This is a genomic window from Leucobacter faecis (genome assembly GCF_054456695.2).
Map to the genome: position 1 here is coordinate 97,538 of NZ_JBTJER020000004.1, position 14,577 is coordinate 112,114.

The 14,577-nt window shown below is 62.1% G+C and carries 8 protein-coding genes; 1 reads left to right on the forward strand and 7 read right to left on the reverse strand.

Annotated elements, in window-relative coordinates:
• Positions 1-60: 60 nt before the first annotated feature.
• From ACXR2W_RS05695 to ACXR2W_RS05705, 3 genes are all read right to left on the reverse strand, one after another.
• Positions 61-732, reverse strand: coding sequence for a VTT domain-containing protein (locus ACXR2W_RS05695; protein WP_458813084.1), 672 nt, complete (start codon positions 730-732; stop codon positions 61-63).
• Positions 733-1,085: 353 nt separating this feature from the next.
• Positions 1,086-3,548, reverse strand: coding sequence for a helix-turn-helix transcriptional regulator (locus tag ACXR2W_RS05700; protein WP_458813086.1), 2,463 nt, complete (start codon positions 3,546-3,548; stop codon positions 1,086-1,088).
• Between the two features lie 198 nt (positions 3,549-3,746).
• On the reverse strand, positions 3,747-6,953 hold the full coding sequence (locus ACXR2W_RS05705) for a DUF7927 domain-containing protein (RefSeq protein ID WP_458813088.1): 3,207 nt from the start codon (positions 6,951-6,953) through the stop codon (positions 3,747-3,749).
• Positions 6,954-7,221: 268 nt separating this feature from the next.
• On the opposite strand from ACXR2W_RS05705, the gene ACXR2W_RS05710 reads away from it, so the two are divergent.
• On the forward strand, positions 7,222-8,790 hold the full coding sequence (locus tag ACXR2W_RS05710) for a hypothetical protein (RefSeq protein ID WP_458813090.1): 1,569 nt from the start codon (positions 7,222-7,224) through the stop codon (positions 8,788-8,790).
• 325 nt (positions 8,791-9,115) lie between these two features.
• On the opposite strand, the gene ACXR2W_RS05715 is transcribed toward ACXR2W_RS05710, so the two are convergent.
• From ACXR2W_RS05715 to ACXR2W_RS05730, 4 genes are all read right to left on the reverse strand, one after another.
• Positions 9,116-10,078: a class C sortase gene (locus ACXR2W_RS05715; RefSeq protein WP_458813092.1), complete on the reverse strand. Its 963-nt coding sequence runs from the start codon at positions 10,076-10,078 to the stop codon at positions 9,116-9,118.
• Entirely contained in the window at positions 10,075-11,847 is a 1,773-nt protein-coding gene (locus tag ACXR2W_RS05720) for a SpaH/EbpB family LPXTG-anchored major pilin (protein WP_458813094.1), read from the reverse strand. The genes ACXR2W_RS05715 and ACXR2W_RS05720 overlap by 4 nt, the downstream gene beginning before the upstream one ends.
• Positions 11,844-12,794: a class C sortase gene (locus ACXR2W_RS05725; RefSeq protein WP_458813096.1), complete on the reverse strand. Its 951-nt coding sequence runs from the start codon at positions 12,792-12,794 to the stop codon at positions 11,844-11,846. Before ACXR2W_RS05725 ends, ACXR2W_RS05720 begins: the two co-directional genes overlap by 4 nt.
• 150 nt (positions 12,795-12,944) lie before the next feature.
• Entirely contained in the window at positions 12,945-14,555 is a 1,611-nt protein-coding gene (locus tag ACXR2W_RS05730; RefSeq protein ID WP_458813098.1) for a SpaH/EbpB family LPXTG-anchored major pilin, read from the reverse strand.
• Positions 14,556-14,577: the final 22 nt, after the last annotated feature.

Here is a 14,577-nt window from a genome sequence, read left to right on the forward strand (position 1 = left end):
GATGATTGCGTCATTACGACAGTGGAAAGCCTTCGTGGCCTCCGGGGCCGCCGCCCCACGCTATGCGCGGCGTGCGCGGCGCCAGTTGTTGAACGCTTTGATGGCCTCGATGAGAATCGGGATCCCGGGAATCAACACCAGCACGATGATGAAGATCTCGCTGTACTCGCGCACGAACGGAATCTGCCCCAGGAAGAAGCCCAGCAGGGTGACGCCCACGCCCCACAGGAGCGCACCGATCGCGTTGTAGGCAACGAAGTGGCGGTAGGTCATGTTGCCCACGCCCGCCGCGGCCGGCACGAACGCGCGAAACACGGGCAAGAAGCGCGCGATAATGATCGCCTTAGGGCCGTGCTTCTCAAAGAATTCATGCGTGCGCGCCACATTCTCGGGGTTAAAGAGCTTGCTCTTCTCCTTCTTAAAGATGGCGGGGCCGAGCTTGCGACCGATCATGAACCCCATCTGATCGCCCGCAAACGCAAAGATGAACAGCAGCACACAGGTGATCCAGATGGGAATATCGATCACCCCGGTCGCGGTGAACAGGCCCACGGTGAACAGCAGCGAGTCACCCGGCAAGAACGCGAGTACCAGCACGCCCGTTTCGAGAAACACGAATGCGCACGCGAGAACCAGGGCGGCCCAGCCGCCCGCTTTCAGCAGGGTCTCGGGGTCAAGCCAGTCGATGCCAAGCAGGGCAGGGAGCGCAGAAATTGCGGCAAGTGAAGTCACTCCCCCAAAATATCAGCGCCGCCCCGCGATCCGCTGGGTTTGTGCAGTGATGCACCACACCTGGCTCAAACGCAAACGCGATGGCAAAGAGATGTGCGGTGGCGCAGCGCTCTTATAGGGGGGAGTAGCGCCGCACCACCGCAGTGCCGATTCAACGCTTGGGGGGATGTTGAACCGAACCGCTCACTCCCCCGCGAATGCCAGAACAGCTACACGTGTGAGAGTGGCGATGGTTCAAGCTTATGGGCCCGCCAGTCTACAACCTGAGAAAATACGCAATCTTCCCCTACTTACACCCCCACTATCACCCGCTATCCCTCATCTCACACCATTGATCCGGCACATATGTCCCGTCAGTGCGCAGTTTCAGCGGCCAGCAGGCCCGCCGCAGCCGCCGCCCGTATGGCATCGTCGCGGCTCGACACACCGAGCTTTTTATAGATCGCCTTGACGTGGTCGCGCACCGTGTGCACACTCAAGTGCAGGGCCTTGGCAGCGGCGGGTGTTGTGCCGTGGCGGGCGACGGCCCGCAGCGTACGTATTTCTGCCCGAGTGAGCACGCTCGCGGGGCGGGCCGTCGCGGTGCCAGGCTGCGGCTCGTTTTCGGCGGGGGCCTGCACAGCAAGCGCTCTGTGTGGCACCCCCGTGCCCGTGGTGTCCCACCACGCTGGCCGCTCAAGCCGCGGCGTCGACAGCTTGTACTGCGTGAGCAGCGCCCGGGCACGCTCGCGCACCTGTGCCTCGTCTGCCCCACCGAGCTCGTGCTCGGCAATCACCTGCAGCAGCAGCGCACGCGCACGCATACGCCACATGCCCGTGCGGGCGGCCGACTCAGCAAGCCCCGCCGCGGCCGAACGGGCGGCCTGAAAGTTCGCGGCAGCAAACTCGGCATACACCCGCTCGAGACCCGTCGCCTGCGCCGCCGGGGTGATGAGCTGTGGCCGCCCGTACTTCCACGCGAGCCTGGCATGTAGATCGTTGAGTGCTCGCAGCGGCCCCGTCGCGAGCGCGAACCCGCGAGTGTGCAGCTTCATTTCTGCGCGCACCCACGACAGCGCTTCAACACCGCCCACCCGGTGCTCAATAATGTGTGCACGCACCCACACCATGAACGGCCAGTTCTCGTTGGTGCCGAGTCGCCACGAGATCGCGTCGTACGTGCTCTCTGCCTGCTCCCAGTCGCCCGCCTCGATCGACACGAGCGCGAGCGCGATCCAATACGGCACCGCCGCGTAGCGCACTCGCCACGCCTCAGGAATGTCATTGCGCTGGCACTCCGCCACGAGCTCCTCCGCGCGCGGCATGTCACCGCGCCAGGCTGCAATCGCCGCACTGAGCGACCGCAGGTGCACCTCGCCGCTTGTCAGATGGGCGGGGGCCAGGTTGAGCCCCTCGCGACACCACCGCTTCGCCTCATCGTATTCTTCGCGGTACCAATAGCTCACGGCCAGCTGCGCACACACCGTGAGCATCATCGTGCGGTGCGCGACTGTTTCGGCGGGTGACATTTCGTTGAGCCGCGTTGCCACCTGGTCGAGCATGCGCACGTAGACGTCGTCATCGCCTGTGAGCCTCGCCGCGGCGAGCCGCATACCCGAAGTGAGCAGACCAATCGGCCCGACTGTGTGACTCTGCGTACTCACTGACTTGTCTGCAATACCGCGCAGCTCAAACAGCACCCGCTCACGCCGCCCCCGGGGAAACGCGAACTCTTCAACGAGCGCGGCAAGGTGCAGTAGCGGGTAGCGCTTCTTCGCGCTGCTCGGGATCGCTCTGATCTGTGCTCTCAAAAGCGGCGCCGGATCAATGAAGTCCTCAGAGAACATCGTCACCATCAGTGAGTCGAGTGTGCTCCAATCGTGCAGGTCGAACGCCGCATACAGCGCCAGCCACGCCACCCCCTCGCGTACCTCAGCATCGTCGGCCACAAACGCGTCTGCCCACACCGACACCTCACGCGCAGTCATCAGCTTTCTGCGGTGCGCCCACACCACGCCCCGCATAAACGGGTGCTGGTAGTACTGCCTCGTGCCGCGCACGTGGCGCTGGTGCAGCAGGTGGTGTGAAAGTTTTTCGAGAATCTCGTCTGCCCGCGCCGCTGAAATCTCGACGCCCGAGCGCATGTTGTTGCACGCGCGCATAAGCTGCCCCGGGTTGAGCGCTGGCAGCGCGGACGCAAACGTGAGCGCCGCGCGTGTAGCTGCATCAATTTCATCGATGCGTGGTAACAGTAGCTCTTCACAGAACTGCACCATCTCTTGTTCGAGCGCCGCGTTGCTCCCCATGAAATTGGCCCGCGCGAGCAGTCTGTGCACGGCGGCCGGCCACCCCCGCGTCAATTCAAACACCCGCGTGGCAATGTCGGCGACCTGCTCTGTGAGACGTGCCCGCGCCAGCTGTAGCACCTCGTCTGCGGTAAACGCGAGCGCGCCGTCTGCGATCACGTGCATGGGCACCCGCACCCCGACCGCTGGCAGGTCGAGCTGCGCCACCTGGCTACCTACGACAATCACTCGTGCAAGCGTGATCGATTCGAGTAGCTCGAGCACCGCATCGTGCAGCGGGAACCCCGCGACTTCGTGCGCGTCATCTACTACAACGGTCACCGCCACGCCCTGCGCCGCATGCCCGCGGGCTGAGTCAGCGAGGTCACCCCACCGCTCGGCCGTCATGTCGACGCCCGAGACCGTCATGATCATGTCACCGGCATCGCGCCGCTGTCCCGCGAACTGGCGCGCGAGCGTCGACTTACCCATACCTTTGATGCCACGAATCACGAGCAGAGCGGCCTGGGCCACACGCGACGAGCTCAGCAAGCCGTCGCGCCGTAGGGATGGGAATCTTAATGGTTCCAGCCCTTCTATAGCGTGCATGCTCAGCGACCCTCAGTTGTTAAGTGGGTTAGGAAATGGAACTAGTATCGGCTCTATGCACTATATAGAGCCGTCGTGGTCCCTGCAGGATAGGACCGCTGTGTGGCGGGTCCTATCCGCAGAGAAACCAGCTACGGAGTGTTAGTTCGCCGCGTTCCCCTTTCGTACACGCAGCACAACGAGACCAGCTGCGAGCAACAAGAGCGCCAATCCTGTCGCGGCTCCGACGAGTGGACCTCCCGTCGCTGCGAGGGACACAGCTGAGTCGCTCTTCGGCGTACTTCCAGGAGTCGCCGGAGTTTTTGAATCACCGGGCTTTTTCGGGTCAACAGGAGGTGTCAGTGACTCAACGGGTGAACAGGTTTCAGCAGTAACGCCATCACTTGTTTCTCGCGTCTCACACTCCGTCGGCACGGTAGCAGGTGGCGCCTGGTCTGAGGGCATCAGAAAGTTCGCGACAATTGAATCGCCCCGCGCTCCTTCGTCGCGCACCTTCACTTCATACGTGATCGAGTAGCTCTTACCGTTTGGCACTTCCCCGGTGATTCCAATCGTGTTGCCTGTGCGAACCACATGCAGGTCACCGACGAGCGCGGTTGGCTCTACGACTATTTTTGCGTCGTCAAGCACATGCAATAGGTGGTCCGTGTAGTTCACCCCTACCGGCGCATTGCCCACACTTTTGAACGTCAATGTGTACTCGATCGTCGACCCTGCACGAAGCGGGTCACTCGATCCGACAGCGCTCTTCTTTACCTCAAGTGCAGGCGCTGGAGTGAAGACCGGATTGCAGGTTTCGGCCGAGATCCCATCATTCGTTGCTTTTGCGACATCACACGTATCTACAGTCGCTGGGGGCGTTGTACTGAACGGAACAAGGTGGTTGACGAGTTGATCATCCCCGCGATTGTCGTCTGCCTTAATCGCCACCGTGTACTCAACGCTGTAGCGCTCACCAGCGGGAACGCTGCCTGTGACCATAATCTTGTCACCAGCACGCACTGCTTCAAGATTTCCTTCAACGGCAGTGGGCTCGTCGGTCATATCTGCATCATCGAGCACGTGCGACAGGGCGTCGAGGTAATCAATATCAGCTGGCGCGTTACCGGTATTTGCAAACCACAGCGTGTATTTGACTGTCGATCCGGCCACAAGTGGCTCTGATGACCCCTCCGCTGACTTGTCGATCGTCAACCTGGGTCCTGTGACAATCACGGTGTCGCAGGTATCCACCTCGGAGCGAACTGCATCGGTAGGCACACATGCCGTATTCGTCAGCAGCTGATCACCAGCACCTGTGTAAACCACTGAGTATCTCAGTACGACAGATTTGCCCGCGCCAAGCGAACCGCTCCAAGAGAGCTCTTCAGTGTCAGCGGAGAAGATCGGAGCACCGACCGCCTCTGAATCTATTTCAGCAGACAGAGAGTTTGCATCGAGCTTTGCGTCATCGAGTACCTGTGACAGGTCGTCGGTGACTCGTGCCGGGTTTTCGTCAGTCCAAGCTCCCGGCCCAGGGTTAGTGACAGTCACGGCGTACTCAACCGTGTCACCGACCGCAGAGACTGCTGTCTCGTTTGCGGCTTTGGTCACTTCAAGCGCGGGAAGGGAAGCTGTTGAGGAGGCGCAAGGTCGGCCGTCCGCGACGGCGACCGGAACACAAGCCGTGTTCAGAATTTCGCCGTCACCGCCGCCCTTCAGAGTTACCGCATACGTGATCACGACACTCTCCCCGGCGTAGGGTGCATCGCTCGTGCTAACGTTAGCGTCCGCTTTGAGTGGCCCGGCCCAGGTGATCATTTTCGACTTCGGATCCCATTTAGGGGCCCCGACTTCGACGCCACCCACAGTTGCTTTCAGCGAGCTTTCGTCGAGGATTGCGTCATCGAGCACCTCAGTGAGGTCGTCAATAACGACGGCGTTCTTCAGCGCGTCGTCACGCTGGTTATCGCCAAACGCACCATTACCTGTGTTTTGCGCGGTCACTGTGAACTCGATACGGTCCCCTACAGACGGGAACTTTGCGGCGCTGTTGGTTTTATTCACCTTGAGCTTCGGCTCAGAGAAAAACTCGACTGTAGTCTCGTTAGTAGCGTCCAGGCCAATAACGTCACTAATGTCGTTGACATTATTCGTGTAGATCTTAGGTGAAGCCGCTGAACCCTTTGGTGTACTCGAGGTCACATCAACTGAAATCGTGCAACTTGCTTCGCCCTCAGCCAACGTGCCCTTGGTCACCGCAAATTTGTTTGAAGCGGGGAAAGATAGGTCTGCTGCACAGGTACTTTTCGCTTTGGGATCTTGAGCGAACTGTAGGCCTTCGCGCAGTGTGTCTGTAAAGGTCCAACCCTCTTTTGAAGCCAACTCGGCTGTGTTGGTGATCGTAAACGTCAGTGTGGATACGTCGTCCACAGCCACACTCGCATCGACGAACTCTTTGTTCAGGTGCGGGGTGACGTCAAGCAGTCGAATGTCGTCAAATGCCCCGTCGTTGCCGGCTGTCGCTCCTGAACCGTTACGCATGATCAGCCCGATAGGTGAACCGGTCGTGATGAATGAGCCACCCGACGCGAACGTACCCGCATAGAAGCTCGTGTTCGCTGGGTCACTGCTCGGCGCGTACACCGATGCACGTGGATCCACACAGGGGTTAATCCCGTCTGCGCCTGAAATGGGAGTCTCAACACCATCTACAACTACTGAGAATCGCATCGATGGTTGTGCTGCGTAGCAGGACACTGCCGCAGCGTTCACCGAGAACGTCATGAACCGATTGGGCGTCGTCAGCGGGATCAACTCACCTTCCGTGCCGAACTGGATCAGATCAGCCGCCCCTGCAGGGCCTGACGTGTATGCGGCAACTACAGCGTTCTGGGTCGGATCGGCAGCGCCATTCACCTGGCCTAGTACGTCAGCCAGGGCTTTTAGCCCTCCTTGCGATGGGAGATTATTTTGGCATGTCCCTCCCATATCACTGTTCGCAGAAGTAACAAACCCATTGCAGTTTGCTATGGGGTCTGCCCACTGCCCCTCCGCGATGTATTTGAGAGGTGTACCGGCTGGGAACTCGTTTGTGGAAACGTAGTCCACCAACGGCACGATTGGACCACTCTTGTCAATGTTTTCGAAGTTTTCGAGAAACACTTCAGTGGGGCTCTTTGCCACGCCTGGACGGTCTGTGAAAGCAGATGGCCCGTCGCTCATTACCGCGTGGGCAGGTGCGGCCGCCCCCGCCGCGCCAACCAATGTGCTGCTAGCCAGGGCCACGCCGAGCAAGCATGCGCTGAGCTTTCGTACCCCTTGACGAATCGTTTTGCGACCTTGTTGTCCTTGCTTTACTCGATGCATACGTCTTACTCCCTTATATAACGTCCGTTCGGCCAACGTGAAACAAAACACGGCCACCGGTTAATGCTCATACAGCGCAGACGCTACGCAGATACAACTCATCACGCTCTGAACAGGCGCTAATACCCCCTACCTGTCCCCCACTCCTCCTTGCTTGCCGAGCACCAAAGGCATAGGTTATTTATGGTCGTCGCGAAAACTTCGCTGACCTACTACGATGAGCCGCTAGCATTCTTCACAGAACCGGCCTTCACAACGGTTGGGAAAAATGGGGCATCACAGAGACAACGTTTGGGCGACCGAGTCGTCGGCGCCTGTGGGTGAACTCTCTGAGTTTGTGCAAGAAATCGAGCGAGCTCACGCGTCAGGCGACGTGTGGCGTGCCCAGTCGCTCATTGAGCAGAGCCTGCTCGCCACCTGGTACGGGTTTGAACACTCTCGGCTCGTACGTATTCTTACCTCAATCGTCGACGCCGGGGCGCCCCGATCGAGCGTCGCCGCCGTGCTCTATTCATTCATTACGCTCACGAATGCGACCAGCCTCAAGCAGATGAGCGTGCTGCGCGGTCTGCAAGATGTAGGCACGCCTGAGGCGCAGCTGCTGTTACAACTCGCCGCGATGCTTGATCAACGTTTGCAGGGCCACTCGGTCGCCGCGCTCGCATACATCGAGAATTTCGAAGACTCTGCACACCGGGTACGGCCCATCTTTGACTCGCTCGACCCGTGGGGCGTCTTCACGGCCGTGCACACCGGCATCACCGCGATGCTCGCCGGTGATTTTGGGCGCGCCCTGCACGCGTTCACGCAGGCCCAAATGTTTGGGCTCGTGCCGAGCCTGGCTTTTTTGCATCGCGAAGCCTACGTGCGCGCGGCGATGATTCACGCGGCGTTTGGTGACCCTGAGCGTGCGCGACTGCTCCTCATGCAAGCCGATCGGGTGCCACGCACAGGCAGCTGGGCTGAGGCAGGCATCGACGCGGGTGCGGTGTGCGCGCGCGTGATGACTGCAACCGACGATTTCGTGGGGGCCGCCCGCGCACTGGATGAGCTTGACATGCGCAATATCGGTGAGCTGTGGCCGTTCTTCATCGTGGCGCTGCAATATTCTCTTGAACATATAGGCGCCGCTAGTGACGTGGCAGGCCGCGTCGGGCTCTTCGACTCGTTTCCCATTCCCAAAGTCGATGGTGAAGGGTTTGGCGGTAGCGTTATTCCCGTTACACTCGCCGCTGCTGAGCTGCAGCAGGGCCGTGTCAGGCAAGCGTGGCAGCACCTCGAACGTGCTGACGCTTCGGTCATCAGTACGCAGGTGTTTACCGCGATGCTGCACGCGCACGACGGCAACGCTGCAGAGGCGATTGCGATCGCGCGTGCCGCCCGCGACGAGACCAAGGGTTTGCGCAAACTCGAAATGCTGCGGCTGGCTGCCCTGGCATCGGCCTACGAGTCGGCCGGCCAACACGATGAACTCAAGCTGACGCTGTCGCAGGCCCTCGAGTTACCGCACGGTCTCACCGCGCTCGAGTGCCGGGTGTTTTCGGCGGCAGTGAACGAATTTGCCCGCGCGACGCTTGAGCGCTGGCCCGCCCTCGACACGACCGTTCCCGTGTTCTCGGGTCGAGAGCGGCCGAGTGTTTCGTTCTCGGGCGACGCGCTCGAACTGCTCTCGCTGCTGGCGCGCGGTTTGCCGCTTCACCAGGTCGCCGAAGAGCTGTTCGTACCGCTTGCCACGGTGACTGTGCTGCGCGCCCAGATCGCGCAGGGGTTCGGCCACCCCGAGCACGTGTCAGACGACGTGCTCGTGCTCACCGCCCAAACTCACGGCATCATCTAGCGATTGGGTCAGGTAGGCGCTTGGGTCAGTAATGCGCCCATGGCGACTCGTCGTTTCGATGCCGTCTCGTGGACGATACAGTGCCGACTTCGAGCACGGCAGGCATAGTCGCACTCTCGCCTGGGGCTACGCGTTCGACGCGCCTCTATGTGTTTGTCGCCCCGGCTCTCGCCAAACACATAGCCTCAAGACAAAGACATAGATAAAGACATAGACCGTCGTACGCGCGTGGTGCCGTTGCAGCTGCCGCTGGTGCGCACGCTCCTACCCGCCCGCGGTCCCAGCGCACATTACGGTAGGCCAGTGTCGGTCTGCGGCGCCCCGGCTAGATCGGCCGGACCGGCCGGGCCTCCCGGACCTCCCTGGCCCGTTTGCGGCGCTTAGGCGGCGCGAACAGCACCCAGGCCACGGCGGCAGAACCACCTACAAACCACACTGCCCACCAAGGGAACCCGGCACGCAAACCATCGCCCGCAATCGCCTCGGCACCCGCCTGCGGAGCGTCGGCGATGCGCACCGCGTGCACGAGGAAGCGGTGTGAGTTGATGCCGATGGGCGCGCAGGTGAAGAGCGTGACGCGGTCTTCACCCTCGGCAATGTCGAACTTCGCGTCTTCGGGCAGCACGGTCTCGACCGCCTCGACCCGGTAGAAGTGGTCTTCGCCGAGCACTGAGATCCAGAACTCGTCGCCCACCTTCGCTTTCAAAAGGTCGGTGAAGAGCTTCGACTGCGGCAGCCCCGAGTGCGCGGTGAGCACCGAGTGCGTCGACGGGCCACCCACCGGCATTGACGTGCCAAACATGTGGCCGACGCCCTTCGCGATCGTCTCATCGGCGGTGCCGTGGTAGATGGGCAAACCGATGTCGAGTCGCGGGTAACTGAGCGTGCCAATCGCGTTCGTGCCACTGATGCGCAGCAGGTCGTCATACGCCTCGTAGACCGCGGTACGCGCGGTCTCATCAGGGTTCTGCGCGATGTAGGGGTCTGTGAGCGGGCCCGGATCAAGGGTGTCATTGTAAGCGTATGCCGCATCGAGAATGCGCTGCTTCTCTGCGTCTGGAGTCTGTGCAACGCGGTCGACGTAGCCCGAAATCTCGGCGTTGTGGCCGAGCCGCGCAAACCAGCTCGCCGCGTCGGGGTAGACGAGCAAGCCAATACCCAGCATCGCGAACACCTGCAGCACGATGTTCCAGGCGAGGCGCTTGCGCTGCTTGGGGGTGCGCTGCTTTGTGAGGCCGCTCTGGGCGGCCTGCTGCGTGTGTCCCGTGACGCCGGGCTGCTGCGTCACTCTGATTGGGTCTTTTCGGCGTCGTCGATGAGCTCGTCTTCTGGCTCTTCTGCGGGGGTGCGCTTGCGGCGGGCAATCATGAGCCCAACACCGCCGCCAAGGAGTACGAGTGCGAGCACCAGAATGCCCGTCACCTGGCCGCCGGTGATGGGCAACCCGCCGGGGGTTTCGCCGCCGTTCGCGTTGCCGTTCGCGCCAGCGCCAGCGCCGCCCGCGCCGTTATCGCCCGACCTCGTCAGGTACACCTCAGCGACAGCGGGCGTGAGAATCGAGGTCGAGAGCACCTGCATTGCGAACGGCTCGTTCGAGCCCGTCCAACCCGCCGGAATCTGTGTGAGCGCCGCCCAGTAGTCGCGTATGCGGGGGTCGCCGGGGGCGAGCTGCACGCCGTTTTCAAAGTTCGACAGGCGCAGGCAGTCGATCAGCACTTCGCCGTTGTTATCGGTGATCCACGAGGTCTGCCCGCCGCACTCGATGGGGTTGATGCCCTTCGCGGCGTCTTCCTTCGTGCGGTAGATCTGCACGGTCGCACCGGGAATGAGGTTGCCCGGGTTGCCCTTTTCTTCGACGATCACGAGCAGCGCACCAAACTTGACGCTCGCGGCGCTGCTGAAGAACTGGTTCGCGTCGATCGCGGCCTGGCTCGGCAAGAGCCGCATCTCGTTCGTGTATTCACCCGGCGCGTCGTTGCGCACAACGGTGCGGTAGCCGAGCGTCACCTCGGCGCCGGGGTCTGTGGCCTTGGCCGCAGCGAGCTTCTGCCGCCCGGCCGCGGTAAAGACCACCTCGATCGCTTCGCGGCCCTCAATGGTCACGGTGTTCACGGTGTAGTCGGTGCCCGCGACGAGCGTCGCACCGGCCCCGCCAGCACCGCCCACGCTCGTAAGGCCCACCGTCGTGTCGCTCGCGTTGCCCACGAGCTTGAGACCGGGGTCGATCAGGTTCTGAATGACGTAGCCGTCGAGGGCGCTCGCCGCTCCCCCGCCGCCCACCGCCCCCAGCGTCGGAATTGTTGCGACCGGTCGCCACGTCACCGGGTCCTGGCACGCCCACACGTCTTCGTCGTTCACGTGCAGCACCGTGCCCGCGCCGATGTTCTGGTTCTTGGGGTACACGTGCACGGTGTCGAGCCACGAGTTGCCCGTGTCGGAGTTCGTGAGCGGCAGCACGACGAGAAACGCCTCGGCGCCAAAGAACCCCGCAGGGGTCGCCGTCTCGCGCACGAGATACAACCCCGCGGCAAGCCCCGCAAGCGTCGCGTTGCCCGCCGCGTCGGTCGTGGCTTCCGCCTGTGCGGTCGCCCCGCTCTGCGCGATCTTTGTCGCCGCTTCTTGCGCCGTCGTCGCGGCGGCGAGCTGCTGCCCGGTGTTCGTCGTGACGTCAATGCCCGGCACTCGGGTGGCCGCGAATGTCGCCCCCGGCACGGGATCGGTCGCGGGCAGCGCGGCCGCATCCAGCGGCAGCCCGGTTGCCGGGTCGCCCGGCGTGGCCGGCTGCTCGTACTTGTGCACTTCGATCGTAAAAGGCCCGGTCGGCATCGCGGTCGCAGGCAGCGCGGTGCCAGGCAGAGCGCTCGCTGCCGGCCCGGCCGATGACAGCATCACCGCGGTGACAAGCGCTACGGCGAGCAGGGCGGTGAGGTTCTTCGCGATCCGGATCATTGCTTTCTTCAGAGCTCGTGTTGTCAGAGCCAGCGCTGCCGGCGCTGGTGGTGTCAGAGTAACCGTCGCGACGCGACCCGCGAGTGGGCGAGGGTGTGGCGCGATCATGGCGTAGCTTTCTTGGGGCGCGGTGGGGCGAACAGCAGGTATGCGGTGGCGGCGGAGCCACCGGTAAAGATGAGGACCCACCAGGGGATTCCGGCGTGTTTGCCGTCGCCCGCGATCGCTTCGCGGCCGCTGGATTCTGCGGGGGGCGCGATGCGTTCGCCGCGCACGAGCAGCCGGTGCGAGTTGATGCCGGTGGGGGTGCAGGTGATGAGCGTGACGTAGTCGTGGCCGTCGACGATGCGCAGCCCCTCGGTTTCTTCGGGCAGCACGGTGTCGATCTGGTCGACTTTGTACCAGTGAGTTTCGCCGAGCACCTGCACGGTGAAGGTGTCGCCTATTTTGGCTTTGGGTAGGTCGGTGAAGAGGTTCGCGTGTACGAGCCCCGAGTGGCTCGTGAGCACCGAGTGGGTGGATGGGCCACCGATGGGCAGCGATGAGCCGTAGAGGTGGCCCGCGCCCTTCGTGAGCACATCGTCTGAGGTGCCGTGGTAGACGGGCAGCCCGATGCCGAGGCGCGGGTAGGTGAGCTCACCCATTACGGTTGTGCCCTGCACCCGCAAGAGCTCTTCGTAGAGCGCGTAGGCGTCGCCGTCTTCGTCGCCTTGTTCGCTTGGGGCGGGGGTGGTGTATGGGTCGCGCAGCGTGCCCTGGGGCATGTGCTCGTTGTAGTTTTGGGCGATTGTGCGCGCATGTTCGAGGTCTTGCGAGGGGGCCTTGTTGACGCTCTCGGTGTAGCCCGAGACCTCGGCGTTGTGGTTTATCGTGGCGAACCAGTCGGCGGCGCTCGAGTAGACGAGCGCCCCGATGCCGGCCATAGCGAGCAGCTGCAGCGCGATGGGTACGGCGAGTCTTCTGCGCACACGATGGGGGGTGACCCGGTCAGCACTCGGGTCGCTCGGTTCGTTTGGCGGGCCTTGCGGCTCTCGTTCGAGTGTGGCGTGTGTCACGGGTCACCCCCTTTCGTGTTACGGAGAAATCATGCGGTGTGCGCAAGCAACCTTACGGTCATCCTGCGCGCGTGAAATACTCAGGCGAAAAAGCGAAGCATTCTCGTGTATTTCACGCTGGCGCCACAGCGCCAGTGCGCGTCGCAGGATCTACTGCGTGGCTTCCTCGCTGCGGCGACGGCGCGCGACGACCAGCACGATGGCCAGAATCGCGATACCACCGATGGTGAGGAACGCGGTGCCCATGCCACCGGTGAGCGGGAGCGCGAAGCCAGCGTTCTTTTCAACGTTGACGATCTTGGTCAGTGCTGTTGCATTCACAAAAGCCCCGTTACCGTCAATGGCAGGTTTGCCGTTTGCGTCGACCTGCACCTGAGTTACCGCGGATGCGCCATTCTCGTCCACTTCAACGACCACGGGAATCGGCTGTGCCAGCAGTTCGTATCCGGTAGGCGCCGCTGTCTCCGTGACCCAGTACACAGTCCAGTCGGCCTTACTCGTGATGAGTGCGCCGTTCGCGAAGTTCGATGCGCGAAGACCCGAGAACGATACGGTCGCGTTTGCTCCAGCGCTCGTCTGCTCTCCGATGAGCCCGGTACCCGAGCCTGCTTCGGCATCAGACTTCGTCGTGAACACCTTGAACTTTGCACCCGTCAACGCTGCACCATTTGGCGTCTGCTTGTTAAAGGACAGGGCGCCGTAACGCACGGCCACCGGCGTTGACGTGAGCCCTGTAGCTTCGTTGTTCACCTTGACCGTAGCGGTGTTAGTAACCACTTCGCCTGCGGCGCTCGGCTTCGCACTCGTCGTGTGCGTAACCGAAACAGTGTTGGCGGCGTTCGTCGCTGCAGCCTGGAGCTTCGCCAGGCCATCAGCGTTGAACACCACGGTTGCAGTGCCCGTGACGTGGTAGTCACCAGTCGTCGCGTTTTGCCCGGCAACGAGCGTGGTCGATCCAATTTTTACGACGGTGCTGACATAGTTAAGGTGAGTAGACAGCGTGTCTTCGATGACGTACGAGGTGGGCGCTAGCCAAGCCCCGGCGGTGGCGCCGGGCAGGCGTGGGACACCGCTTTCGATCGTCCACTCAAAGTTCGTGCCAGTCTGTCGCACGCTAGAGTCAGCCACAGTCTTCACCGGGGCGTTAATCTTCGCGTTCTTGGGGTAGACGTACACGTCGTACACCCAAGCACTTTGGTTTGTTGGGTCGGTCATGGGCAGCGTGACAAGGAAGGGCACAGCGGGCGTGACACCAGCAGGTGTACCGGTCTCAGTCACCAGATACAGGCCAATATCCATATTCTGGAAGGCATCGCTGCCACCATTCTTCGGCACACCGGTGTTGTCGGTTGTACCCGTCGCCCCGGGGGTCTGCAGCCCCAGTGCGGAGCCGCCGGGTTGCTCCAGAACCTGCGGGTTTGTTCCGCCTGCGCCGTAACTCAGCGTTGCCTTCTGTGCAGCCTGCCAGCCAGCGTTCGTCGACAGGTCGATGCCCTGAACCTTCTGCACTGTGAAGGTCACACCCGGGATCGCAGCGGATCCAGCGGGCCAGTCCTGCGATGTCACCTGAGCGCCGTTTGCGTCGTCCGGGTCACCAGTCGGTGTTGACAGCTTGGTGATGTGCAGATTGCCCTTTTGGGTTCCCCTCGGAATAGTTGGTGCAGCCTGCGCTGCTGCTGCGCCACTGAAGGCAAGTGCCGCGGCGACAACGAATGCACCGACACTCGCGACAATGCCGCGCCTTCCGCTGTGTTGTTTCATGATTTCTCCTTTGTGCTGAAAC